At 41.2% G+C, this 24,834-nt stretch carries 36 protein-coding genes; 2 read left to right on the forward strand and 34 right to left on the reverse strand.

Translation table 11 applies throughout. From position 1 onward, the window contains the following. Position 1: 1 nt before the first annotated feature. From MKY15_RS20580 to MKY15_RS20725, 30 genes are all read right to left on the reverse strand, one after another. Entirely contained in the window at positions 2-5,044 is a 5,043-nt protein-coding gene (locus MKY15_RS20580) for a tape measure protein (protein ID WP_342538443.1), read from the reverse strand. A 58-nt stretch (positions 5,045-5,102) separates the two neighbouring features. Then, entirely contained in the window at positions 5,103-5,657 is a 555-nt protein-coding gene (locus MKY15_RS20585; protein ID WP_342538444.1) for a Gp15 family bacteriophage protein, read from the reverse strand. A gap of 10 nt (positions 5,658-5,667) precedes the next feature. Beyond that, a complete protein-coding gene (locus MKY15_RS20590; protein ID WP_342538445.1) occupies positions 5,668-6,120 on the reverse strand; it encodes a hypothetical protein in 453 nt (150 codons plus the stop codon). Positions 6,121-6,244: 124 nt separating this feature from the next. Beyond that, positions 6,245-6,697: a phage tail protein gene (locus MKY15_RS20595; protein ID WP_342538446.1), complete on the reverse strand. Its 453-nt coding sequence runs from the start codon at positions 6,695-6,697 to the stop codon at positions 6,245-6,247. Between the two features lie 14 nt (positions 6,698-6,711). Further along, positions 6,712-7,098 carry a minor capsid protein gene (locus MKY15_RS20600; protein WP_342538447.1) on the reverse strand — a complete coding sequence of 129 codons (387 nt, stop codon included), beginning with the start codon at positions 7,096-7,098 and terminating at the stop codon, positions 6,712-6,714. Continuing rightward, positions 7,098-7,454 (reverse strand): minor capsid protein, encoded by a 357-nt coding sequence (locus MKY15_RS20605; RefSeq protein ID WP_342538448.1) that lies wholly within the window; start codon positions 7,452-7,454, stop codon positions 7,098-7,100. The genes MKY15_RS20600 and MKY15_RS20605 overlap by 1 nt, the downstream gene beginning before the upstream one ends. Next, positions 7,454-7,789, reverse strand: a complete 336-nt coding sequence (locus MKY15_RS20610) for a putative minor capsid protein (RefSeq protein WP_342538449.1) — start codon at positions 7,787-7,789, stop codon at positions 7,454-7,456. Before MKY15_RS20610 ends, MKY15_RS20605 begins: the two co-directional genes overlap by 1 nt. Next, the gene (locus MKY15_RS20615; RefSeq protein WP_342538450.1) at positions 7,789-8,187 is read right to left on the reverse strand and encodes a hypothetical protein; all 399 of its coding nucleotides are present in this window, start codon (positions 8,185-8,187) and stop codon (positions 7,789-7,791) included. Before MKY15_RS20615 ends, MKY15_RS20610 begins: the two co-directional genes overlap by 1 nt. 12 nt (positions 8,188-8,199) lie before the next feature. Beyond that, positions 8,200-8,448: a hypothetical protein gene (locus MKY15_RS20620; protein ID WP_342538451.1), complete on the reverse strand. Its 249-nt coding sequence runs from the start codon at positions 8,446-8,448 to the stop codon at positions 8,200-8,202. 64 nt (positions 8,449-8,512) lie between these two features. Continuing rightward, positions 8,513-9,403, reverse strand: a complete 891-nt coding sequence (locus MKY15_RS20625) for a capsid protein (protein ID WP_342538452.1) — start codon at positions 9,401-9,403, stop codon at positions 8,513-8,515. A gap of 26 nt (positions 9,404-9,429) precedes the next feature. Then, a complete protein-coding gene (locus MKY15_RS20630; RefSeq protein ID WP_342538454.1) occupies positions 9,430-10,077 on the reverse strand; it encodes a hypothetical protein in 648 nt (215 codons plus the stop codon). Positions 10,078-10,185: 108 nt separating this feature from the next. Then, positions 10,186-10,392 carry a hypothetical protein gene (locus MKY15_RS20635; protein WP_342538455.1) on the reverse strand — a complete coding sequence of 69 codons (207 nt, stop codon included), beginning with the start codon at positions 10,390-10,392 and terminating at the stop codon, positions 10,186-10,188. Then, positions 10,392-10,712, reverse strand: a complete 321-nt coding sequence (locus tag MKY15_RS20640) for a hypothetical protein (RefSeq protein ID WP_342539812.1) — start codon at positions 10,710-10,712, stop codon at positions 10,392-10,394. Before MKY15_RS20640 ends, MKY15_RS20635 begins: the two co-directional genes overlap by 1 nt. A 72-nt stretch (positions 10,713-10,784) precedes the next feature. Continuing rightward, on the reverse strand, positions 10,785-11,108 hold the full coding sequence (locus MKY15_RS20645; protein ID WP_342538456.1) for a hypothetical protein: 324 nt from the start codon (positions 11,106-11,108) through the stop codon (positions 10,785-10,787). Between the two features lie 51 nt (positions 11,109-11,159). Beyond that, positions 11,160-11,501, reverse strand: coding sequence for a hypothetical protein (locus tag MKY15_RS20650; RefSeq protein WP_342538457.1), 342 nt, complete (start codon positions 11,499-11,501; stop codon positions 11,160-11,162). Between the two features lie 18 nt (positions 11,502-11,519). After that, positions 11,520-12,635, reverse strand: coding sequence for a phage minor capsid protein (locus MKY15_RS20655; protein WP_342538458.1), 1,116 nt, complete (start codon positions 12,633-12,635; stop codon positions 11,520-11,522). Between the two features lie 4 nt (positions 12,636-12,639). Then, positions 12,640-12,858: a hypothetical protein gene (locus MKY15_RS20660; RefSeq protein ID WP_342538459.1), complete on the reverse strand. Its 219-nt coding sequence runs from the start codon at positions 12,856-12,858 to the stop codon at positions 12,640-12,642. Between the two features lie 13 nt (positions 12,859-12,871). Next, the gene (locus MKY15_RS20665) at positions 12,872-13,051 is read right to left on the reverse strand and encodes a hypothetical protein (protein ID WP_342538460.1); all 180 of its coding nucleotides are present in this window, start codon (positions 13,049-13,051) and stop codon (positions 12,872-12,874) included. 6 nt (positions 13,052-13,057) lie between these two features. Beyond that, complete coding sequence (locus MKY15_RS20670) at positions 13,058-14,551, reverse strand: phage portal protein (protein ID WP_342538461.1); 1,494 nt, start codon at positions 14,549-14,551, stop codon at positions 13,058-13,060. Positions 14,552-14,563: 12 nt separating this feature from the next. Then, the gene (locus MKY15_RS20675) at positions 14,564-15,874 is read right to left on the reverse strand and encodes a PBSX family phage terminase large subunit (protein ID WP_342538462.1); all 1,311 of its coding nucleotides are present in this window, start codon (positions 15,872-15,874) and stop codon (positions 14,564-14,566) included. Further along, positions 15,855-16,721, reverse strand: a complete 867-nt coding sequence (locus tag MKY15_RS20680; RefSeq protein WP_342538463.1) for a terminase small subunit — start codon at positions 16,719-16,721, stop codon at positions 15,855-15,857. The genes MKY15_RS20675 and MKY15_RS20680 overlap by 20 nt, the downstream gene beginning before the upstream one ends. Before the next feature lie 194 nt (positions 16,722-16,915). Next, on the reverse strand, positions 16,916-17,584 hold the full coding sequence (locus tag MKY15_RS20685; protein WP_342538464.1) for a hypothetical protein: 669 nt from the start codon (positions 17,582-17,584) through the stop codon (positions 16,916-16,918). Between the two features lie 143 nt (positions 17,585-17,727). Continuing rightward, complete coding sequence (locus MKY15_RS20690; protein WP_342538465.1) at positions 17,728-18,246, reverse strand: sigma factor-like helix-turn-helix DNA-binding protein; 519 nt, start codon at positions 18,244-18,246, stop codon at positions 17,728-17,730. Positions 18,247-18,426: 180 nt separating this feature from the next. Beyond that, positions 18,427-19,158, reverse strand: a complete 732-nt coding sequence (locus tag MKY15_RS20695) for a hypothetical protein (RefSeq protein ID WP_342538466.1) — start codon at positions 19,156-19,158, stop codon at positions 18,427-18,429. A 151-nt stretch (positions 19,159-19,309) separates the two neighbouring features. Next, the gene (locus MKY15_RS20700; RefSeq protein WP_342538467.1) at positions 19,310-20,335 is read right to left on the reverse strand and encodes a DUF5677 domain-containing protein; all 1,026 of its coding nucleotides are present in this window, start codon (positions 20,333-20,335) and stop codon (positions 19,310-19,312) included. After that, the gene (locus MKY15_RS20705) at positions 20,332-20,475 is read right to left on the reverse strand and encodes an XtrA/YqaO family protein (RefSeq protein ID WP_231885838.1); all 144 of its coding nucleotides are present in this window, start codon (positions 20,473-20,475) and stop codon (positions 20,332-20,334) included. Before MKY15_RS20705 ends, MKY15_RS20700 begins: the two co-directional genes overlap by 4 nt. Positions 20,476-20,594: 119 nt before the next feature. Continuing rightward, positions 20,595-20,933, reverse strand: a complete 339-nt coding sequence (locus MKY15_RS20710) for a helix-turn-helix transcriptional regulator (RefSeq protein WP_342538468.1) — start codon at positions 20,931-20,933, stop codon at positions 20,595-20,597. Next, entirely contained in the window at positions 20,897-21,187 is a 291-nt protein-coding gene (locus tag MKY15_RS20715) for a hypothetical protein (RefSeq protein WP_342538469.1), read from the reverse strand. Before MKY15_RS20715 ends, MKY15_RS20710 begins: the two co-directional genes overlap by 37 nt. A gap of 5 nt (positions 21,188-21,192) precedes the next feature. After that, a complete protein-coding gene (locus MKY15_RS20720) occupies positions 21,193-21,435 on the reverse strand; it encodes a hypothetical protein (protein ID WP_342538470.1) in 243 nt (80 codons plus the stop codon). Positions 21,436-21,698: 263 nt separating this feature from the next. Continuing rightward, complete coding sequence (locus tag MKY15_RS20725) at positions 21,699-21,863, reverse strand: DUF6877 family protein (RefSeq protein ID WP_342538471.1); 165 nt, start codon at positions 21,861-21,863, stop codon at positions 21,699-21,701. A gap of 97 nt (positions 21,864-21,960) precedes the next feature. Between MKY15_RS20725 and MKY15_RS20730 the strand changes: the two genes are divergently transcribed. Together MKY15_RS20730 and MKY15_RS20735 are read left to right on the forward strand one after the other, a co-directional pair. Further along, the gene (locus tag MKY15_RS20730; RefSeq protein ID WP_342538472.1) at positions 21,961-22,341 is read left to right on the forward strand and encodes a hypothetical protein; all 381 of its coding nucleotides are present in this window, start codon (positions 21,961-21,963) and stop codon (positions 22,339-22,341) included. 69 nt (positions 22,342-22,410) lie between these two features. Next, positions 22,411-22,629 (forward strand): hypothetical protein, encoded by a 219-nt coding sequence (locus MKY15_RS20735; RefSeq protein ID WP_342538473.1) that lies wholly within the window; start codon positions 22,411-22,413, stop codon positions 22,627-22,629. A gap of 974 nt (positions 22,630-23,603) precedes the next feature. On the opposite strand, the gene MKY15_RS20740 is transcribed toward MKY15_RS20735, so the two are convergent. From MKY15_RS20740 to MKY15_RS20755, 4 genes are read right to left on the reverse strand one after another with little or no spacing between them, the layout of a single operon-like run. After that, positions 23,604-23,804, reverse strand: coding sequence for a hypothetical protein (locus MKY15_RS20740; RefSeq protein WP_342538474.1), 201 nt, complete (start codon positions 23,802-23,804; stop codon positions 23,604-23,606). Between the two features lie 4 nt (positions 23,805-23,808). Further along, the gene (locus tag MKY15_RS20745; RefSeq protein WP_342538475.1) at positions 23,809-24,291 is read right to left on the reverse strand and encodes a DUF1064 domain-containing protein; all 483 of its coding nucleotides are present in this window, start codon (positions 24,289-24,291) and stop codon (positions 23,809-23,811) included. Beyond that, the gene (locus MKY15_RS20750) at positions 24,288-24,449 is read right to left on the reverse strand and encodes a DUF6011 domain-containing protein (protein WP_342538476.1); all 162 of its coding nucleotides are present in this window, start codon (positions 24,447-24,449) and stop codon (positions 24,288-24,290) included. Before MKY15_RS20750 ends, MKY15_RS20745 begins: the two co-directional genes overlap by 4 nt. Then, positions 24,436-24,777 carry a hypothetical protein gene (locus MKY15_RS20755; RefSeq protein WP_342538477.1) on the reverse strand — a complete coding sequence of 114 codons (342 nt, stop codon included), beginning with the start codon at positions 24,775-24,777 and terminating at the stop codon, positions 24,436-24,438. Before MKY15_RS20755 ends, MKY15_RS20750 begins: the two co-directional genes overlap by 14 nt. Between the last annotated feature and the right edge of the window lie 57 nt (positions 24,778-24,834).

A 24,834-nucleotide genomic window follows, 5' to 3' on the forward strand; every position in this document is an offset into this window, starting at 1 on the left:
GCTACCCTCCTCGGTATTCCAATGCCAGGCGTTGAAGTTCTTGTTTCTGTTTACGTGCTGATTGAGACGGTGTTGATTCGGCTGGTGTGAAGTGATTAGTGATTTGTGGTGCGAACGTTTTTCTGTTGTCGGTAGATGTCGAACCGCCACCAGACCCACCACCGAACGTAGGGTTGAATGGTCTAATGTTGACGTTCGGGATCATGATGTCACTTGTTTTAGGTTTCATCAGTTCTCCGAAGTGGCTTGCCGCGTTCAATATTTTCGATTCGTTTTTATCAACGCCAGCAATGAATCCTAACGCCATGTTGCCAGCAATAAAATCCCTCATCCATCTGGAAGGGGAGTTGATGTCTAACGCCTTTGCCATTGCCTTTTTGACGTTCTCAGCTATTGATGTAGCCTTGTTAACTAGTGACGACTCCATAGATGACAAGCCGTTCAACAACCCTTGTCCTGCGCTTACGCCTATTGATTTAAGAGTCTTCAATTCTTCATCACTGCTTCTAGTGATAGCTTTCATTTTGGAGAGCCATTCAACCTCTAGCAAAGTAAGTTCTTTGTTAGCGGCTTTGCGTAGTTCAATGATTTGTTTCTCGGTGTTAGCTTTCATTGGAGCCATTTCTTTTTCGGCTTGTTCGCGTGCTGATTTAGATCGTTGCTTGTACAGATTCGAATACTCCGTGAGTTCTCTGTCTGTCATCGTGTTTAATGCCACCATTTGAGGTAAAGCCTTAACTCCCATTATCCGCAATTCTTCAAGCAATCCTTTGTCAATCGCTTTTCCGGATAACATTTCGAACATACGGGACCACTCTTCAAGCGCCGAAACTTGCGACCTTAGATTGCTAGTTAAATCTTGACCGGATTGTTCAAACTTGTATTCGTAAGCGTCAAAGATACCGACAAAATTAGTTAACGCCTTTGTACGATCATCAACCGACTTTGTATAATCATCGGTCAATTTTTGTTCATTTGCGGCCAACTTGTCGTTAATCGTTGTTACTTTACCGATGAACGTTTCGTTTTCTTTCAGTATCTTGTCGTTCAATGTATTAAGCGCCGCCTGGTGCTGCTTCTGAACCTCTATGCGTTCCTTAGATCCGTCGGAGAATAACACTAACGACTTTCTCCATATCTCTGATTCGGCAGCTAATGAAAGTTCTTCGGTTGTTTTCTTGTCAGCTACGAAGCTCTTAAGAGCTTCGAGTCTTACTTTAGAAAGTTCACTTTCTTTCTTTTGCATTTCCGCATAAGCCTTCGTGTTGACGGTTGCTAGTTTCTTCTGCTCGTCTTCATTTAGTTTCGTCAATTTAGCAGATGAATCTTGACGGATCTTATAAACTTTCGCTTCACCAGTTGTAACGATTACACCTTTTTTGTCCTTGTGCGTTTTCAATGCCGCTTGTGAAGAGGATGCGGTTTTCTTGGAAAGTTCAGCACGTTTCTTAGCGTAATCGCTTTGAATTTCTGTTCGTTTTTTCTCGGCTTCGGCAGCGATCTTCGTGACTTCTGAAGCGTTCTTTTTGGTAGCTTCTTTGATTACACTACCGACAGTGTTTACCGCTTTCTTGTTCAACTCTTTGGTGGACTCCATACCAATTGCAAGACCTTGGCCAGTGAATTCACCGATTTCTATTGTTTCGCCAGCCGGGGAGTTAATGTCCAACGCCCTTCTCATTTCAGAAGCAACGCTATTAGCAAGCCCTCTAGCTGTAGCCATAACTTTAGACGATCCGTTGTTCAATCCGACGTTTAGACCGTCTGCTGCAAAGCCTCCGACCTTTTGGAACTCGGTTTTGATGTTAGCGAACGGAACTAGCATTGCTTTGACTAGTTTGTTCATAGCTTCAATAACTTTCGGTGTACCTTTCCCGACGCCGACAACCATACCTTCCGGAACACCTTCACCGATATCGGCGAATACTTTGGACGGACTGTTAACTTTCAATTCTTTCTTAGCTGCTTCGGCAGTACCTTTCGCCATATCCGTTACTGATTTTTCGACATCCTTTTTACCACCATCTACGCCTTTTGCCAAGCCCTCTGGGATGGCAGCGCCGACAGTTTCAAAGCCCGCGCCTTTAATTTGGTCTGCCAAGGCCCTTTCGGTGTTGACAACTAAATGGCCGACCTCCGCCATAATGCCGGTATTTTCGATACCGAGCGATTTGCTCAACGCTTTAGTAGCGACATCTCCACCTTTAGAAAACGCGTCGCTTAGTTTGGCCAACTCGGTATCAGACGCCTTAACTAAGGCGTTAACATGTCCTGCTGATTCTGGACCCGCTTCTCGCAAGGTGTTGAGTAACCCCTCATCTATGCCGCGTTTCGCGAGTGTAGCAATGTTTTCTGACCATTTAGTAATTACCCGTTGATTCTCTTCAAGGTTCTTTGTCATTTTCCCAACAGATACCGTCGATTTTGTGCTGATAGTATCAAACATATCAGTCGCAGCGCTTGCGTAGTCATCCCATGATGATTTCATAGACTTCACTGTTTCTTGTAATTCTTTAGGCAACGCATCAAACAACAGTAGTTGTTTCCCCATATCTTCTTCTGCCGCCGCAGCTACCTTGCCGCTCGACTCAATGATTTGTCCCTCGACACTTACACGTTCTGCTCCAGCCTTTGTATGGGCTTCCGATAATGCGTTTTCTTGTTCTTCTAAGCCTTTAACTGCTTCTTTATGTTCTTTTTTTGTTATCTCGCCGTCTTTGTATAACTGATTACTTTCTTCCCTTAGCCCATTAACTTCTTTGAGTTGGAGTCCAATGTCGATTTCTTCTTTTATTAATTCGGTGAGCCTCTCCTGTGATGCAAGCATTCCTTCCTCTTCTTTCATGAGGTTAATGCGATTTGTCATCTCTTCGGAGGTCATGTTCAGTGCTTCAGATTGCTTTCCGTATACAAGGTTTAAGCCATCAACACTCCTGTTTAGTTCATCGACATAGGATTTTAACTGCTTCTTTTCTTCCGCAGACTTATTTTCTTTCGCTGCTAATTCTTCTACTTTGACGGCGAGTTCTGCGTAGGCTTGTGCGCTCGTTTCGATATTCTGTTGGCTTTTTTCAAACGCTTTTGAAGAATCCTCGACAGCAGTGGATAATGTTTCTGTGGAACTTGCCAAGCTATCAGTTTGAGCAGTTAATTTTTCGCCTTCTTCGGTTGTTCTGTTGAACCATTTGACTAAAGCGACAATGCCGGTAACCAAGATTGCTATGCCGGATATCACTAATCCAACTGGGCCCAACAGGAACTTGATTGCCGCACCCCATGCCACAGTAGCTGCCGTCCCTGCTATTTTTGCAACAGTTAACAGATTTTCTTTCCCTGTCAGCACCCCAATGGCTAGTGTGCTAAGAGTGACTGCGCCAGTTTGCGCTACCGTAGCCGCCGCGTTTGCACCTGTAGCTGTCGCTGATGCTACTGCCGCCGCCATTTGCGCTCTTGTCGCTACTGTCAATGCGGTTTGGGATGCTTGCGCAATAACCAATACCGCGTTCGATGCCTTGATTGCCGCCGTAACATTCGTGATGACCATGTATGACGCGTAAGCTGCTACTAATCCTATAATTGCAGGAGACAACGCCTCAACGACTGGTATCGTCGCTTGCACAACGGTCGCAAATCCTTTCACAATCGGTACAGTTGCTTCAATAACCGAACCAATCGCCTTAAAGGATGCACTTACGACCACTTTCAAACCATCTAAATTTTGAGCAATAGTCTTACCAGTCGTATCTTGGGCGAGTTTATCAAATGATATGATAATGTTCGCTACTCCAACGGTTACAGCATTCTTTAGATTGCCGAAAGATGTGGCAATACCCGCACTACCAGTCGCGGCCATATCAGCAAACCCGCCAACACCTTCATTCAGTTCGATTAATTTCGCATTAAAGTCCTTGAAAACAATGTCGCCGTCTTTCAACGCTGAATACAAATCATTCTGCGCCGACTCTCCTGTAAACCCGAACTCTTTTGCGGTTTCTTTAAGCGCGTACCCCATCGTTTCTTGGAGCGTCCGCCATGACATGATATCCACTGAACCTTTTGAGAGCATTTGAACATATTGAGTAAGTCCGCGTTCGGCATCTCCGGCACTTGCGCCAGATGCTAGGAATGCATTATTCAGTGATAATGCGGTATCTGTAGCCGTGTCTAAGTCGCCCGTCAATATCGCGATTCTTTGTGTACTAGCAACAATCCCATCTAGTGTCGTTGGTAGCCCTTGGATACCGTTGGATAGTTTTTCAATAGAGTCTTTAGCTTGTTCACTGCTAAAGCCCATGCGCTCCATTACGACAGGAAATCCTGCCAAAGTATCAAACCGACTAATAGCGCTATCCAATGCACCTTTCAGTACGCTGAATGCCGCCGAAGCTATCTCAACTAAACCGAGAGCTACAGCTATATCCTTGATCCCCATCGAAGCTCTACTAGATTGATCGCCAACATTTGCAGTTTCCTGCGCTGCTCGTCTGGTAGCATCTGCCGCATTATCTGCACTGCCGCCCATATTATTTAAGCTATCTGCTGCGCCAGCAATGCTTCCTGATGCAGCAGAACTGCCACCAGCTATGTCACCGATTACTAAATTGGTATTTTGCAAATTACTGCCCGCTGTTGAACTGATGCTGCTTAAATCGGCTAAAGTGCCCGCAGTGTTTTTGATGCTTCCTGACGCAGCAGTACTACCGCCAGCAATATCCCCAATCACTAAGTTCGTGTCTTGCAGATTCTTACTCGCGCTTGAGCTGATACTTCCTAAGTCACCCAGGTTACTTGCCGCACCTGCCACAGTTTTGGATGCGCTTGTACTGGCATCCGCTAACCCGCTGACAGCTCCACTTGTGCTCGTTAAGTCTTTGCCGGCTCTTGAGCTACTACTGCCTAGATCGCTCATGCCATCCGCCGCTGTTTTAGTTCCTCGTCCAGACCGTAAAGCCGCCGCTTCGAGACCGTCCAATGCACTTGACGCAACCGTGATTTGCTTGCCGTCAACCTCTATGTCGATTCTGATTAAACCGTCTGATGCCATTTTATTCCTCCTTTCCAAAAGACATAAAAAATAAGCCGCCCGAATGGACGACTCACAATTACTCTTCTTCTATTTCTTCTAACGCATATATTTTCTGTAAATCGCGCATTGCTTGTTTGTATTCGCTTGATTCACCTTTCGACGGTTCGTACAGTCGTATCTGAATGATTCTTTGCATAATCGTATCTGACGGTAATCCACTTAACAGTGATTTGAATTCGTGCCAGTGGAGCTTACCTCGTTCATGATAAAGGTTGATTTTGTATGCTTGCATGAAGCTGGCATATATATACTCAGCGTCTTTATTAAAATCGATCGACTGCTTGGACTCCTTTTGAAACGGCAATGGATTACCTTTCCTGTCATATTCAATCGAACGTTTACTTTCAACATTGATATAAGTTGCATAGATATAATTCCATAAATCATTAGTGTTGGACTTGTACTCCACACCTACCAGTAGAGCTAGGGCTATATCAGCCTGTTCATATTCTCGTAGATCCGCGTCATCAAAGACATCAAAAACATTCAGTACGTTGTCGAACGACAAATCAAGAGAATACCGCGCACCTTCATATTCACAAGTGTTAACCAATGGATCGTTTAATCGCATAGCTAGTCACCTACTTCTTTTGTGCTTTTTTATTCAGATATTCAGCTTTTTTGGATTCCGTTTCTTTCGCTCGTACTGATTCCTGTTCTTCAATTCGTTTAGAAATAGCTACGCCTACGATTTCAAGCGTTTGCTCCAATGCCAAAATATCGGGGTGCTTTTTGTAAATCTTTTTAAACGTTCCGTCGCCAAACAATACATCATACTGCGCTGCTAAAAACTCACCTTTCACATCAAATGCTGCGTCCACCATTTCATCATCCAAGTTTTCGATGGTGATCTCGGCAGGAAAATGAATGTGACTGGCCTTTTCTTGCGCCTCTTTCAGCTTCTCTTGTGCCACTTCTTCGATATTGAAAAACGAACGAAGATTTTCCAATGAGCTATCAAACCATAATTCCACCGTTCCGATTTTTACAGGAAAGCCTGTACGCTGTATATCGATAGTCAATTCATTCGTCATTGTTATTCCTCCTTTAAAAAATAAAAGAGACGCCCGAAGACATCCCTTTATTCAAGCTTTAAAATAGCCCCATCAGTTATTGGTTCCGCTCCTATCATGGGCGCGCTCATTACTGACAGGGCTATTACGGGACCGGCACACCCTCCGTAGGGATAGAGTCAAACCGAATATTACAACTAAACTCTTCATAAGCCGAAGCGTCACCAGAGCCGGCTACAATACCCGTTACAGTTGCGCGTCCTACCCACTCTTTTGTACCGCTAGATGCGACAACTCGGTGCCAAACTTTACGGCCCTCACCAGTTTTGTATTTCATTTCCGCGATTAGTTCTTGCGCCTCGTCAGATGGGTCGTATTGACCTTCGACAGAATAAGCTCCCGCAACCGAGGTGACGCTTGTTTCCGGCGTTCCGTCACCGTCATACCACGCTGTATCTTCTGTTTCTTCTTGCGTGTCATCATTGATTGCAGAAATGAGTTTCGCCAACTCCAACCAATCATCCTCAACTGGTGTATTTACCCCTGGTACGTATGCTTGCACGAAATGCCCTCGTAATGCGTTCTTTTTTCTACCCATTCATTTTTCCTCCTTTAAAATACTGTGATATTTGCTTGTACATCCAATAAAAAAACAAACCAACCTTGTTCATCAATCTGATTGATGAAAGGCTTGTTCGTTATGATTAATTCATCGAATTTGAAACTGTCGTCTTGACTTTCTAGCGCTTTGAGCTTTTCCAACTCGTTCTGAATCATCCACAACACATCATTAATCTTGCTTTGTGACTTTGATTTCATAGCAATCTCATAATTGAGTTGCTGGTCACTAGTGCCGTCCATGAATTCTTGTACCACTTTTGAGCCGGGCAACGGATAAATCACAAGCGATTCAGCCACGCCGAGATAGCCTAGCTTGCACGCGACAGGAAGCTGTGGCATGTCGTTTATTTTGTCGCACAATCGCTCCATAAAGTCCATTACCAATCAGCCCCCTTCGTAAATGCATTGATCCAATCGGACATAAATACACTTTTCGCTTTTAGGTCCCACCGTGGACCAGTGCCAGGCGTGGTGTAGTTATTGAAAGTTATCGTTTTACCGCCTTTAGTTGTCCTGGAACCATAAAAGTGAGCCTTTGCATATGGCGTGTTGTAGGTGATACCTTTACCATCTCCGTCAATGCTCGCTGTTCCTCTCAGTGCTGTACTAAGCATCGGCACGAATTGATTCATATCCGCCATCGCTTGGTTGGCAAGTGCATACCTGCCACGGTCCAAACTTTGCGAGCTCAGCTTTCTCCTGGCTACGTCGAGGTTAATCTTTACATTCACCATCAGACCACCTCTAATTCGTACGAATAAATGGTGGTGCTGTAGGCTTCATGAATCGGAATGACTTTCGTCACCACATGTTCGTTACCGTCATATACAAGTACAGATTGCGCCTTAAATATAGGCAACGGTGTCGTCATGCCTTCGTAACAAAAAACAACCGCATTATACAGCAGTTGTTTACCGGACGTCGTGGACGTATATGCCGCCCCTCTATCAATACGACAACGTTCAATCAAGACAGGACCTGCGTAGATGGGTTCGGACCAGTTATTTTCGCCCGCATACTCTTTGTAAATGAAAGAATCAATACAAAATTTCTTAGGTGGTTTTGGCATCACCATACACTCACCCCCCGAAACAAAAGCCCGGTTCTTTCAAGGTGAATAAACACCTCTTCGGCTATTAATGGCTTACTTTCATTTGCTCCGCCGGGATTGTATCGACTTGCATTAGATACACTAGTACGACCTGCTGAAAACGATTGTGGAGAGTTGTTGATACCCTCGAATGTGGTGGCGCCCAACTCGTTAAAGTATTCAACCTGACAGGCAACCGCTTTTTTGAATTTATTCCGTCTAAACGGAATATCCGTTTCCAATACGTTTAATTGATAAAAATCACTAGTGACGTTATCCAACACATCACTTGCTCTGATTAGCAATCTATTAAATTCGATTTCATCCACTTCAGCAAGGAGAAAACTCATGTATTCGCTATACGTTAAATATGGCACACAATCACCGCCTTACTTTTTAGGTGTTTCTGCTTTTTTTGATGCAGCTTCAAGTTCTTTCACTTTCGCTTTAAGCGCTTCATTTTCATCAATGACTTTGTTGTATTCAGGAAGCGATACGGTACGACCGCCAGTAGCTCGTTTAACTACATTTCCATCTTCATCGATTTGATCGTAGCCTTGGTTTAGAAAGCCTACCAAACGATCTGTTTCCACATGTAAAACACGGTTTTTCTTTCGGATTTTCACTGCGTTACTCATTCGATTACCTCCAAGTTAATAATTTAAAAAAGAGAAGGCGCTATGCCCTCTCTCGATCTCCTGCTCATTCACCTTCAACGTTGAACATAATACCCGGAACCTTCTTTTCGATTGCGAAAAGATCCCAGTAAGCACGTTCGTAATAAAGGAATTTCCCACCAGAACCTGCGGATGGTTGATCAAGACTAACAAAGTCATACTTGTGCGGTGAAATAACAGACAATGGATGAACGAGAATCATATTGATTTGCTTCGCCGCTACATCTGCAATCGCGCCATCTGTGAAGTTATAAGCCGTTTTCATGCGACTAGACGGAACCATTTCAATCGTTACATCATCAAGTGAGTAAATGCTACGCTTTATGTTTTGGCTATTTCCGGCAACGTCGATTGAGCGCTGAATCCCTTCCGCTTCTTTAAGTAGTTTGTTGACTGTTGGAGTTACGTATAAGATTCGTCCGCTTTGTGGTACTTCGGCATCGTCCATGTCCGCCATGAAGTCATCAAATTTACTTAAGATATTCGCCACAGTAAGCGCCGTTTCGTCTGTAGTACCGCCGAATGTCGTGAATTCATCAAACAACTTGGATGCTGCGTACTTGTCCATTTCCGGCAACTTCTGTTCATCATTGAAAACGCGCGTAATGTTCGCAATAGACAACGCAAGATTCGTTTCGTCAATATCCATCGGATCTACAAGCGTACGGAATTCACGATCGTGTTCGATTGTCTTCGTTTCCCAATCGTTGTCCGCCCGTCGAGTAAACGATCCGACTACATCACGGTCAACATCTACATAACCACCTACTGTAATGCGCGGAATTTGTACCGTCTTTGCATTGATCCACTTGATATTGGCGTTGTTCGCCGTGTTGAAAAGAGCGTTAAATCGTAGTCCTTCTGTAAATTTTTGTTGCAATGCTTGCATGTACATTTCTGCGTAGTTAACCGGCATTAATAATCACTCCTATTTCCTATTTTTTATTGTTTGAATGCTGCTAACCACTTATCTGCATCAGATGATGGTTGCGTTTGATGTTGGCCATTCGAAAATTTCGGTTTAGAATCTCCCGTTTCTTCTTGTGCCGCCTGTGCAAAATGAGGGTATTTCTCAACAACAGCTGTAATAGCCGCATCCATATCCACTTCATCACTGAGCATAGTTTTGGCTAAAGTCACCACGTCTGGCACACTATCGGCTAATACTCCTGCTTTAACGGCTGATAATTGCGCTTTAAGCGTCTGATTTTCAGTGAGCATGGATTCCTTTTCAGTTTCCAATGCTTTCAATGAATCAGCTTGCCTTTCAGCTTCTGTCTTTTGCTCATCCTGCCAAGTGCGAAACTTTTCGAGACCATCTTTTGCGCTGTCAAAGTCCTCAATTCCGAGTTTCTTCAACAGTTTTTCTTGCGCCGTTTTACTTTCGCGTGCAACCAGATTGTTGACATCGTCTTGCGTGAACGTCTTGCTGTCCCCTGGTGGTGTTTGGTCGCCTGTACCCGTTTGTTGTTGCTGTTGATTGTCAGTTTGTTGCTCTCCCCCAGTTTGTTCTGGTGGTGTCTGGTCACCACTTCCGCCGCCTGTATCAGCTGAAAAGAATTGAATTGGTAATCGTAATAATTTAAACATATATAGTTCCCTCCAATTATGGATAGTGTTTTCCTTCCGTTCTTTATAGCGTCTACGGATAAAGACAAAATAAATAAGCCTATTTAATGACTGAGCTCAAGTCATGTTTTAATTTCGTGCAATCGAAGCGTTCGCCCACATGACAGCTGTTTCTAAATTGGTCATAGCGACCGACTTTTCACGGCTATTTGGACATTCCTTGTCGATCAAATATGCAAGTTCCTTTGCCTTTTCACGAATAGCAGTGTACTTTTCGGGCTGTCCTTCTTTTGGCGAGTGATATTTAAAATTGTTTTCAATTTGTGGATTTGACATTATTCAACTACCTCCCAATTCTCAGCAAACAACTCAATCATTGTTTCTTTCCACGGCACTCGACCAAAACGACTTTCAACGTACAGATAAGGCGCTGTCATCTTGCTATGTTCATCAGGATATTGCGCACGAATGACAACGTCCGGCGCCCATTGCGGCAACCTCATGCCTCCACCTTGTGCAACAGCTTCAAATGCTTGACCGAAATTTAATTCCTCTTTATATTTAATCGTTTCTTTAAAAACTAGACCAAAAACGCCAGCATCAGTCATAGTTTTTTCACACGTTTCGCATAACTGAAGACCTGCAAAATTCCCCATCGTTTACACCATTCCTTTTCGCTTTATATTGTAGCTACATAACGGAGTAGCCAACCGAGATACTGGACCACCTTACCTTTCTGCTATATCAGCAACTAAAGATAACAATCGTGTAATATCCTCCGGTTTGTGACCATCCCATTCTGGCGCTCTCGCAATCTGCTTAACCTTGAAGTAGTCCCAATTGTCAATGTGGTAGTGATAGGTGTAACTGCCTTCTGGTGTTTCAATTCCTACGATGAAATAATCATCATACATTGTTCCGTCGTCGTGTTTCTTACTCTTCCAAGCACGCCGTTTGTTCTGATTGCAAATAACCGAGAACAGAATCATGCGATGGTGGTAAAGTTCGTTGAATGTGTGGTATCCATCTGAGGTATTGCCGTCAATCTTCATTCAAACACCCCTTTCATTGCATAGAAAAAAGCCAGCCTATTTGGATGACTCCTAAACCCATTCAACATCTTTGAGTTTGTGGTATATTTCTGTTTCTTCTAGCCAAATAAAGTAATTTGTCCTTTTCATATTTACATCTAACTTTTCTGCATATACCTCACTTGCGAATCTTTCAATCTTAACGATTACATAAGGCTTTGAATCACGTTGGTGTAGGATCACATCATCTATTTCAAATGTTGGTTCCATTCCCTCTTGGTCTACGCCGATAAATGAATATGTCATTTGTCGAGTATCGAGTGTATAACCGTCGTTTAAATAATATTTTTCGACGGATACTGGTTTTTTCATTGGCCACTCATGATAAAAATCTTTGAAATTGATTTTCTTCACTGGTTACACCTCGTCTCTCTAAAACACCTTTTCCTTATCATAACGCCTTGGCAAGTTGTGTTCACCAATAAACTCACGAATGTCAGCCTGTTTCGACCTCACAAGGTTTTTATAATTCTGAATTGTATCTACATCTCCAACTTCATCGGCAAGTGTTAATGAGCGCTTTGCTTTTCTAACTTGAACTTCTAACTGCCGTTGCTTCTGCGTCAATTTGTATTGTTCATCCACTTTATCGACATCGAACTGCTGTTGATTGTTGGTGTTCACGCCTTCAATAAAAGGTATAAACAAATGCTTGCAGTGGATTCCTCGAATGCCTCCGGGAGTCCCGTAGCCAAAGTCTTTTATGTCGGGGTAATCTGGATGTTTACCGCTCATCGACGCCACTCGCCCTTGAATCCTCGCACATATCGGACGTGCTGCCGCGTGGCTACTCACAAGCACCAAGTCCACGCCGTACTCATCCATACGGGACATGCGCAGATTATTGTAAGTATTATTGGTTGTCGAGCGAATTACTGCATCTACATAACGTTCCATCGACCATACGTTGCCACCCTTGTCGACGAATGACGTTGCAACGCCTTTATTGCCCCACTTAACAACTGTTTCAGCAACCGCTTGGTTAATCGTCTTCGTACCGGCCAACACTTTACCAGTCGTTTCTTCAATGATTTTCCGATACATCCGAGTAACTGAACCCTCGCCGTAATTAGTAGATATGAGCGTCTGATTCACAAAGTTATCAATCTGCAAAAACGTCTGTTTTACAAAACTCTCAAGCACCTTATCAATTTGAGTAGGTAAAGGCAGCTTCTTTTTAACGCTTTTCAACTCTTCATCAATGCCCTCAATTGTCTTAAATCCAACGTTGCCAACTGCTTGTCGAATGGCATCAGCAGATAACCCTGTAGCCTTTGATAGTTCGGCAATCGTATCAGCATTAAGCATTCGTAACTGCTGCATCTTCTCAACTTGCCACTGCAATACGTAGTCTTTTCCGAGTTCTGGTGGCGTTTTTAATCGCTTGGCAATCATCTGAAAGATTTCATCTTCAAGTGCGACATAGATATCAGTTACCTGGGATGTGTACAGATTTAGTTGGTGAGGAGTAATTTTTGGTTTGTCCATTTAATCACTCCTTAAACTGGTCAAACGCCTTTTTCACCCGTTCACGTTGTTCAGGCTCCACTTCCGCTTCTAACCCCACTATGAAACCTTCCATAGCCCACCGACCAATGGCTAAAACACATTTTGAATATGAATGCGTACCCATCATGTGCGCCATCTTGTGATTATGACCGTACATTTTGACGCACTCTAAATCATCTAACGCTTTCCATTTCTTCAGCATTTGATCACTCCTTTTAATCAAGTGAATCTAAATATTCCTCAAGTGCGCCGTCCGCTTTATCCTGAAGGATTCTATCTTCTTCTGATTCAGCTAGTTCTTTCAATGCGATAAATGCGGTGTTGTTTTCCAAAGGGCCAGCCTCACATTTAAACCTACACTTTTCTAGTTGTTCAACGATTTCGTCTAAGTCCATCTTTTCTCACTCCCTTTCACCAAACAAGCTGATTTCACTCTTAATATCTTTCATCTCCGGAGACTGACGCCTTTCTTCATTGAAAATCTCCTGCAAAAGTGTCTCAGCCTCTTCATCGGTCAATCCGTGCAACTTCATGATTGCTTTCTTCTTCGACGTAAGACCACCAGCCACCAGTTGCATCTGTTCAATAATATCTGCAGCATTGTCTTGTGCAATCGAATCATCGAAAGTAACAGTAACCTCATAGCCGTCTTCGGGGCGACTAAACACGTCGTATAGTTCCGCCAGTTGAACAATGACTTCGATAAGCTCCGTTAATCCGGCTTCAATCACGTTTTCATGAGACTGCTTGGTACGGAATGTTTTGGAGTTCTCACTGACAACTTCGGTTGCTGTTTTCATACTCTTCCCGTCGAATGCAAATGAACCACTGCTGAATCCCGTCTGCATGGATAACAAATTGAGAAGCGAATTGATAGCCGCGATATGTTCTTCGACGCGTAATTCAACGGTATTGTCATGGATTTTATTGTTATCCATATCTCCGCTGCCCATAGCTTGGTAAACTTCATCATCAGCGTCAAAATACCGTTGCAATTGTCCATGTTCATCCACCACTGATTTGACAGCAGATGCAGGTACGATGATTCTACGTTTACCTAATCTGAATTCTCTTTGAAACGAATCATAAGCGATATCCAGTGTTTGTAATGTATCTAGCGCATTAGCGAAAATAGGTATACCTAAGGGACTTGTCATGTCGATGTTATTAGCTATGTTTGGATGGAAATAAACGAATAAGCTGCGCTTTAGATTTTCGATAGGGACTTCATCTTCCAAGTCTGGATAAAGTGTCGAAAGAGGCACTTTCTTTCCAAGGTCCGACGTGTTTTCACTTTCGTACAATTCGTTCTTGATGACATACGTTGTACCTTCCCACAGATGCCATTCAAGGTGCGTGTATGTCTTCTTGCCTTTTCTTGTTTGATTAGTGAACACCGCTTCGAGTATTCCCTCGTTGTTCCACGAGACGGGTATGAAGCAATCTGCTGTGACATATGAAAGCTTGATTTGGTTGTCTTCGAAATACGGCTTAACAACCATGCCGCCAAGTGCGAATTGGTATTCCAGGTAACTCTGAAATTTCTTGGTGAATTTATTCTTTTTCAGTAACTCACCAATATTTTCACTTAGTCCGTTATCAGAAATGTTGATTTCACACCGTTCATTGAAAATCAATGTTGCCATTTCTTCTGACAACACCTTAGGCATGTTCAGCGTAGCCATACGCCGCTTCTTCCTCCCATTGATAGTTTGGTAATGAACGTCATGCCAATCGCTGAAATAACCTTGGTACAACGCTTTCCACGTATCAATTTGCTGATAAAACTCATCGTCGATTGGAATTGCTTTTATATCCGATACACTTTTGATGTTTTTAACAAGCCCCATTTTCTGCATCACCGCCTTTAACTTCGAAATGATTCCTTTAAACATTCACTCACCACCTCAGAATTTCAATCCAAGCTTCTGCCTGTTGTCCATAACGTAATACTGGAACATGTCGCAAGTATGATCATCAATCTCAACAACCTTTGGATTAGCCGTTCTCAGTGAATCAGCATCCATCTGATATTTTCGATGCTCTTCAATAAAAACTTGATTGTTTGCTGTCTCTAAATAATAAAAACGACCTTGAGCTAACAGGTCGTAAACGTAATCAATCATATCTAGTTTTTTGCCCTTGGCAATCGGATGCAGCCTAATTCCGTGGTCTTTAAATAACTGATTACGCAAGGCACCCTCAGCTGAGTCAATAGATGTCATATCTACTGGTTTTTTATATGCCTTTCTAACTTCATCTAGCCATTCTTTATACTCATCCGACAGTTCGCTAGGCGCTTTCTTAACAACCTTGCCCGCCGGTGAATAATAGTACGTATCCAGTAGGATTACTTTTTTCTTAGCCGTCAGTGCAAACGCCCCGTGAGTAGTTGCCGACTGCTGATGCCCGGAATCTGTTGCGGTATCAATTAATATGACTGGATCATTATTTGGTAGTTCCTGCAACGGTTGGAAGTGGTTCATATTGTAGATGTTGTCGCCCATTCCTATGACCAGACCGCCATACATCCAATTCCAATAGTCTTCGTCATTTTCTTTGTAGTTATCAATCTTCTCTATCATTTGCTTGGATAAGAAGCCTTTTTCATCATCTAAATAAGTACTGTGATGCAGGAAGTAATTGTCGCTGGCAACCTTACTATCTTTCCACTCATTTACCCACGAATAAGGGTTTCTAGGTGGGTTGTAAGAGTAATAGACATTAACGTTCTTATCGCCTAAATCCTGACGAATGAACGTATCCTCGACAACGTCAATATCTTCCACGCCTGCGAACTCAGCTAATTCCTCGAACCACAGTGCCATGTAATACCCTTGTGCGATGTTCATAGACTTTAGCTTCAATGGATCGTCAACGCCGTGGAAATAGAAGCCTGTACCTGTTCGTTTGTGTTTGATGATTAACGGTGACTTTCCAAAAATGAATTCATCCTGGACACCCAGCATATAAATGGCCCACTTGATTTGCTCATATACTGAACCCGCTAGGTACTTTCCTACTTTACGTAAGCAAACGACATTGCCCTGATCATCATTAAGGAAGTCGATAACCAGTTTCAAGCTGATAACAGATGACTTCATGGAAGAACGTCCACCACTCAATATGCTGTGTGGTATGTTGTTCAACCAAAAGGAATAGAAATTCGTGTTAATCAAATCAAGAATGTTAACGACGTTAGTCTGAGGATTTGCCATCAAGGACCCTCCTCATTTCGTCTTCGCCGGTTACGATAATTGTTTTGCTTTCACCAGGTTCATCGGTGTTTGTTTCAGCCTTAACCTTTATGATTTCAGCTTTTAACTTCTCTTCCTGCAATCGTTTCTTATCGTTGTCGGATAGGACATCGAAGTATCTGGATAGCATGTCCAAGGCTTTCATCTTATCGAGCAGTTTGACAGACACGCCGTCTTTACCCTGTTTGACTTCTGAAATAAGAGAACCATCTACTATGTCGTCATTCTTAAAATCAACTTGACTCATCTTGTAAGTGATCGGCTTGAAATTAGCATCCAACATTACCTTGCCCGTTTCTGGGTGCCGTTGTTCCATCTCAACACTTCCGAATTCAACGAAGTCCGTAATATCCGCAAATGCTATTTGAATGTACTTATTCAGCACATCCATCGCGTCAATGAAGATACCTTGTTGCATTTCACCCTTTAGCCTTCTGATTTCCTCGGCAACCTTAGGAATTCTTATCAGCCTGCTACCTTCTACATGGGCGCTGTTCCTGCTGTACCCTGCCTTGATTGCGGCCATCGTCTGATTGAAGCTCTTAATGTAGTAAATACAAAAAAGCCTCTGCTTATCGGTTAAATCATCCGACTCCACAATAGGCTCAATTCGCTCTTTTTTCGGTTGCATCTTTTTCGAAATGGTTGCATCCTTTTTCTTTTTAGTTGCATCTTTATTTCTCGACCAACCTTCACGACTTCTTCGACTCTTCAAAGTACCGAGTTTCACATCGTGCTTGTCTGCCAAGGCAGCGAACGTTATTTTCGTTGTTTCCCAATCTCTTCTTATTTCCTCCCAATTAGGCATCTACATCAACCATCCACTCCTAGTAATAATTTTCACGAATCACTTACCCACTATTAGACAAATCCTTTGTACGGAATACCATAATGCCCTTTAATAAATAAGAGTCTAAAATTTTATCCAAGTAATTATTAAATTGCCCATTGGATGCACTCTTTTATTTTTAGGTATATACCCCGTCGTTTTTTGCGGTCTAATTATAAATTTAGTCCAACATCAATTAGGTGATAGTTGTACTTCTTTAATATATTTTCAATTGATTCCAGTTTTATTAAAGAATCCCTATTGAATGATAACTTTAAGACATTCCCTTTAACCTCATGACCCAAAGTAGATAAATTATATAATTCCATAAAATCAACCAGAAATTCTTTTACATCTTGGGTATTAGACGTGATATCAAAAAGCGCTTTATAGTTATGTTGATTGTTATAATGTCTGTTTAATTGGTTATTAATATTTTCGAACTTACTATTTATGGTTTTTGTTATTTCCTCAAGCTTTTGAGCATCTTCTTCTTTGCTTTCAAATATACTTTTGACTTCTTTAATCAATTGATTTTCAGCAGGTTTTGTTACTGAATTAGGATCTAATCGATCAATTTTATTATCCACAGTTTCAATTTTCCCTCTAATCTTCATCAACGCATTCGAAGTTTCCCTAGTTACAACCTGGTTATCGCTATCCTGCTTTATGGAAATAGATATGGCTACCAATGCCAAAGCTATCGAAACCGCACTAGAAATTATCGAAAAATTTAATTCAACTCTATTACTATTATAAAAACCTGCTATCATTAAAATTATTATACCTATAAGAAAACTAAGTAACCAAAACCAATCACGATTCGTCCAGTTTTTAAACATCTCTTTCCCCTCCTTCTAACAAGGATATCAGGAGGAAAGAACTAAAACAATCACTCGTATGTATCGGGGCTGGTAAGAGGGGTCATGTCGCTCGCACGCACCCCCTCTTTTATTCTCCCCCTCATATACATAGACTTCGTATATCAAGCGTATATCATAGATTTTTTATCCATTCTTTCTTCAACCTTGTTTTTGGCTCTGCGTATGGATTGTTGGACCATGCTTTTACTGACTCCTAACTCGTATGCAATTTCTGACATACTCTTCTTTTGTCCAACGTGAAGGATGTAACACTGTCGTTCTCTCAATGAAAAAGAAGAAAGAATATCCGCTAGAATAACCTTCTCTTCCCGAGACATAAACAAGTGCTTTTTATTGATATCGTTTTCTTCCAATTGTTCCGCTATATCTGGAATCAAATCAATATTCTCGTATGAACGTTTTTGGTATACCGACTTCTCATCCATTCCTCGATAAGTATTCGGCTGCCGTCCAGTAGTCATCCATTCAAGCGAATAGGTCATACTATCAATCATGCTGTTGAACTGCTTCAAATCATTCATTTCAATCGGGTTGCTTCTGTCCACTTGATCCGCCCGCTTCTTCATATCCTGCCTGCCCTCGATATACTCCGGTACCAATTTATCCACCCAACTCAACATGAAATCCCCTCCTGATTGTAAAAATCTCGATATTTAGGTACAAAAGTTGTAATCATTAAAAGGCGACAAAAAAGAGGACAACAAATGACACAGCGCAATGCTGTAATCAATCGTTGTCCTCTGGTTGGCCAGGGGGACTATTTAAAAAAATATTCAATTTTTTCTTCGGCCATTACGAAACTAATTTTCCTTATTTTTTTCTAATTCCATTATACAACTATCCACAACGATAGAAATCAACCTTAATCTATTTTTTGTTTTAGTAATCACTTGTCCGAGAACCAGAAAAGTCATAAATGTTAATAATCCAAAAGTGAAATACTTAATATACGTAATCACGGATGAATTATTTAATACACCCGTAGAATCATTTATAAAATTGTGTAAGAAAGATAAGGTCGAGATATCTAAAGCTCCCTTAGTAATAAACGTTGTGATAACTCCAATAATAGCAACTAATATTGCAGACCAAAACTTATTCCTTTTGCTATTCTTTAATTCTAATTCGATATAACTTTTAAACAAATACAGATTAATATCATCACCTGAGCAAGCTATCTTAACTTTATTTTTTAATGTAATTAGGTTTGCCATTGATTTTTCCGGTTCAGTTTTTGAAAATAAATCATAAATAAATTTCCCTGTTACTCCAGATTTACCAGACCAAAAGTATAGAATCTCATCAATATCTTCGCTATTTTTAGCTACTTCTTTACGTTCTAAGTTTTTTTCATAAAACAAGAATAAAATAAATAGATCAAATGCAATAACTAAAATTATTAAACTAGATGTAGTAGCGATGATGACATCTGATATTTCTTTAAAAAAAGCACCTAACATCATAAGTCCGAAGCAAACAAATAACACAAGCGCATATTTTCCGACATATTTCCATAAATTTTTATTCTTCAAAAAGTTCAAAATTCCTCCCCCATTTCTCACACCGCATCCGAATAACCTTGCTTTGATGCGTCACAATCTTATACTACCGATGTTCCTGAGAACAACAAATGACACAGCGCAATGCTGTAATCAATCATTGTCCTCTGGTTGGCCAGGGGGACTATTTATTAATGTAATAGTTCATTTGTTTACTTATCTCTGCATAATACCTTTCTTTATTATAAAATATTAAAAAAGGTTTTATAGCATATGATAAAAAACTCGTGGCATTCGCAAGTGCCAACTCGCTTCCCTTTTCATCCCTTAAATCTGATAATACTAGCCCATCTTCATCGACATTAATCTGATTTGTCGCATTTGAAACATGAACCTCTTGAGACAAAGATGAATATGGTCTATATTCTTGCTCGAAATTCAAATTAACAGAAAGTTCTCTGATGCTTAACAGACCAGTTCTCAGTGTATACCATACAACATTTGAACTCGCGTATTTTATTCTTGCCGCCTTTATTTCATCACGAACATCTTTAAACCGAGGATCTTGATTAAGACGTTTAATAACTTCTTGATACTCAGTTTTTTTATTATATGCTTCTTTAATATTTTTTCTTAAATTTAAAACCATAGCTTTTCGTTTCTCTATCTCCACTTCAGTCCCACGAATTCTTTCTTCATAATCCTCAATGAGTTTATCGTAAGGAGTTACCATCTTTTTCTGCATTTGCTCAAGTATTTTTATCGCTACAACTTTACGGGAAATATTTTTGTTTTGTTGATGTATGAAAAAATCTATCTGATTTTGATAATCATTTATTTCTGCTTTTCTAAGTTTCTTGTATTTTAGAGATTCTCCAATCTGATAATCTAATTCTTTTAAACTTTTTGTTGCAGCATCTCTTTTATCGTGGTAGTAGTATGAGAGAGCTCTAAAATCCGAATCCTCTTCGACCATAAACATAAAGTACCAATAGTTTTCTATAACTCCTCTGGCAAGTGATAACGCCGGTGAACCAGATTTGTTTTTGTATAAAATATTTATCGCATCAATTTTTTCTATAAGTTTCCGAAAAAGTAATAACGGCATTACCTTGTTAATAGGTATTCCTTCATCTGATTCTCTTATTTCAGAATAAATTTCTTGAATTATTTCCTCCATTTTATTTATCAAAAATAATTCTTTACTCAAAACTCTTCGCCCTCTTCCCTCCGCATCCGCTTGATCTTTCCCTGATGCGTAACAATCCTATATTCACCATGCTCCGGAAGCTCCCTCACTTTCGCAATCCCCTCCGAAATAACCACCACACAGTTCATTGGTAGTTCCATTATACCAATTCCTAACAATAATGCATCTGTATTAAAAGTAATATCTTTATTCACCAGGACCCCTCCTTGTGTTATAATCAGTCTGCCTAGACGGGAGGAATCCTGTCTTTTTTATTTGCTCAAATCTTATACCCAATAGCCCTCATCATCTTCTCCGCATCCGCTACATAAGCCGCTTTAAACTCCGGAAAAGCATCAAACAAAAACCCTTCATAATCCAATCCAAAGTAATCGCAATACCGAATGACGTCTTGTAAATCTGCCCTTTCGACGCCAATTTCTAAATTCATAATGCGTTCACGATACATTTTCAATCCTGCTGCCAAGTCTTTCAGATTCATTCCTTCATGCGTTCTGAGGAATTTCACCTTTTCGGCGATATGTTGGATCTTGCGATTATCCTCAGCAGTTTCATTCACCCTTACACATCCAACGTCGGCTCTATCAAATCCGCCCATTCTTTCAACTCCCCTTCTAGTTGCTCTATTTCTTCACGTAACCGCTTGTTTTCGTCCTTAATCTGATCCGTGTAGACTGTGACGGATTCCCCCCCTAGCGCATGCCCGTCGATATAAGCCGCTTGCACTGTCGCCAACTCAGCCCTAGCAATCAACCAATTCAAGTCATCGCCATAAAGCGGTGGATTAGGAACCGTACACATTGCCACATAGTCAGTAATTCGCTTTAACCGTTCTTCGACTGTTTCATTCATGCGATTCATCCCCTCCTCAATTCACCATGCCGAAATATCCTAATCTGATTAGACTTCGCAAACAAAACCTCATACTGCCGTTTAGGTAAAAACTTCACAATCCGCCCCTTCGACCCCTCATACAATTTGAGATAGTAATAATCTTCAACTTCTTTTTCCTCCACGTTTACAACGACTTCAACCAAGTCGCCAATGGCAAACGCTTCTTTTACTGGCACTGCATCAAAAATTGTGAGTTGCTGTACCATGTCGTCACTCCTTCATTTTCTGAACTACAACTTTCCTGCTGCCCTTTTGGATAACTCGAACCACCTACCCTTTGGAACGAAGTTAAAGCGGTATATTCTATGGAAAGCGTCGTTGCTCATGGAAAAGAATTCTCTACCTAGCTCTATCGTCGAATAAATATTAGTCAGTTTATCGTTACCGTTATACACATAAACTTTGTCTTCCTTCTGCACAGGTCTTTTAATTCCGTTTTTAATGAAATCGTCTATATTCATTAGCATTTTCACTCCTTCACAAATCTCTTGGCATACCTCAACTGCTGCCAAATATACGAATCATCCTCATTGCCACCGCTCCACATCCAGTCCCCGGTACGCCTTTCAATGTCTTTCAGCACTTCAAACGGTAATTGAGGTAAAAGCTTGATTATTTCTTGATATGCGGTCATTTGATCACTCCTCTAGTTGCACGTCACTTTTTTACCAGAATCTTCACACCAAAACTTTTATTTGATAGATTGTAAATATAGAAAAGGGGGGTATTACATGCCGGAACTTAAAGAAATCTATCGACTATATTACGAAAACGGATTGTCTGCGAGCCAGGTGGCCAAATCTATCGACCGAAGTAAAACCTTTGTTATAGAGCGCCTACACGAAATGGACGGACCTCGCACCATCCAAGAGGGAACAATACTTAGATCTTCTCCTGAATACAGTGATTCCATTAGAAAAACGAAACTTGGTGAAAAGAATGCTCAAGCGAAACTCTCGGAATCCGATGTACTCGCTATTCGCGAACAATATCTAATACTTCAAGGCACTTTTACAAAAACACAGGCGCAATATTTGTTAGCGGATGATTATGGCGTTAAGCGCCCAACGATTTCAGACATCGTGTTGAACAAAACTTGGAAGCATATTTGAGCCGGCGTTTCTCGACTGTTAATCAAAACACTTTCATGAGATAATAAGTCACCAGAAAGGATGTTTCCTGTGAAAAAAGAGTTTATTGTTTACCCAAAAACTAAAATCGATATATCAAACCCGAATGTCCAAATCATCGATGCGCCTTTGAAAGTAAAACTAAAAGCTTTCGTGACTGGATATCGAGAAGATCATGGTGAATTACCATCAATCGAACGGATCCAATCGATATTCCAAATCAGCAAGCAAGATGCCGAAATCGCCTTGACACTGTTCGGAAACCAGTAATTACAGTCCTTATTAAGGACTTTTTTTATTGCGTTTTATGTTCGGTATGCGAACTAATCTTCATCATCCTCAACAAGAATTTTGGCTGCCTCCCATTCAGCGCCACAAAAAGCACAAACTATATCTCCTTCAGAAATTGCCGGAAATCCTAAATCGCAATATCTGCATTCCCAATGCATATTCCCACCTCTTTCTTCGCATAATTCATCCGAAAATCTCACCAACTTCCTAAAATTACATTTGCAAAAATCAATTGTATTTTGTATGCTAGTTTTACCGCACCTGATCTTAGAAGATCGGGGGTGAAGGATATGAAGAATGTTATTTCAAAAATTCTAATTCCTTTACTAATAGGCATTATTGCTGGTGTCCTAGCAATTTATTTGTACGATTTCATTCAAGCGTTTTTTTAGTTTTAACAGGTTGCGGTGTTTGGGAGTTAAAGAGAAATTCTCTTTGCTTCCTTACACCTAAAAAGTAATAATATAGAATGTAGAAAAGTTAATTCTTTGACCGCTTCTCTCCAATCGGAGAGAAATAGCGGTCTTTTTTACTGCGCAATATGTGTCAACTGCATATCGATGCATAGTTCTGAAAATCTTGACTCACACTAGAAACATGCCTATGTTTGGAGGGTGGTGATTTGAATGCAAGAAAAATTAATTATTTTTTTAATTAAGATCTTCTTGTTATTCAGAGAGACGTTTCTTTAGATTGCAGATACCACCAAGGAAGAAGTTTTTCGATAAGGAGGTAAAACGGTAAAGAACCAACCAATGTGTACGTGTGAACGTGCATTGGTCTACCAATTAAATAAAGATATGCAAAGTACACATACATAGCGCGTCAACCATTTCACTTCCACAACTTCCATCCCTCTTGCCTCTTGTCATACAATTCCTTTTGCAACAGAGGTTCGTACAACCAAACCCGCTGATCTTTCTCCCACCGATACAACAATCGCCACACGCCGTTCATAACGGGAAGCTTTTCACGAATACGTCATCACGAGTAGGAGCACCGGTAAACGGAATTGCCACACTTTCATCACCATTCACATGAACATAAGTGCCAAATCCATCTATACTCATAACTTTAGTAATTTCAAACTCTTTCTCCCCTTGCACAAGTACCATCCCTCGTTGGACATAACCGACATCTTTGAGCTTTTTCATAATCTCACTCCCTCACCCATTCCTTATTTTTCAACCGTATAACAATTAATTCCATACCAGTTTTCAGCTCAAACAATTTCTGTCGCAAAGGAAAATCCCGACCAACAGGTCCACCCTTAATATCAATCACCTCAACAAACCCATCGAAGTAAGTAACCCTAAAGTCCGCAGTATACTTAGCGCCAGACTTCACACGCTTGCATTTCCCGTTGCATAAATCACAATTGATAGGATTACCCGTTTTAGGACTCGGACGCCTGCCAGTCCCTGTACAACGTTTACATGCAACCTTGTACGGTTTGATAATCTGAAATTCCGGTTGAACCTCAATCAGTTTGATAGACTGATCTTTTTTCAAGTGAACGTAATAAGCTCCCTCGGTCAATGAATCGAACGTAATGCCGTCGATTACAGTAGTCTTTGAATTGTATTGACGCGGTTGTTTCGGCGCCCTTGGTCTACTAGGTGCCCTCTGAACATTCCTCAAACCGCCACCTCCGATTCCACAACCTCTTCAAGCGTGATTTGAATTTTCTCAAACTCCGCATCTTCAGCAGCTTGTTTTTTCTTGCAGACAGGACCATAACCATCATCAATCGATTTCTGCGTTTTAAGCTTTCTTCCGCAACGATTACATGCACTCATTCTTTTTCCTCCGTTCGTGATAAGCCCTAGTACCTTCCCCAATGCGTTCCGCTTGTTCTTCCAACGACATCTTAGGAGTGTTCAACGCTTCTTCTCTTGTCCACCCTTTGCCAATGCGAGCGCTAACGAGATTCATATGATTTGCAGACAACCCATTTTTCTTTGCAATTTCACGTTCTTCGTCAGTCCACCGATTCTTTTTAGCGATAACTGGCGCCTGTTCCGTGATCAATCGATTACCAGAAAAAAGTTCGAGTTTTTTCCTTAGCTCGTGATTTTCTATTCGTAACTTTGCGTTTTCCTGCTGCCAATGCCATTCAATGTTCACAGTACTCACCCTTTCATAGTTTCATAGATTTACTACACGCTTTTGTCATGCCGTTAA

Source organism: Sporosarcina sp. FSL K6-1540 (genome assembly GCF_038620285.1).
GTDB lineage: Bacteria > Bacillota > Bacilli > Bacillales_A > Planococcaceae > Sporosarcina > Sporosarcina psychrophila.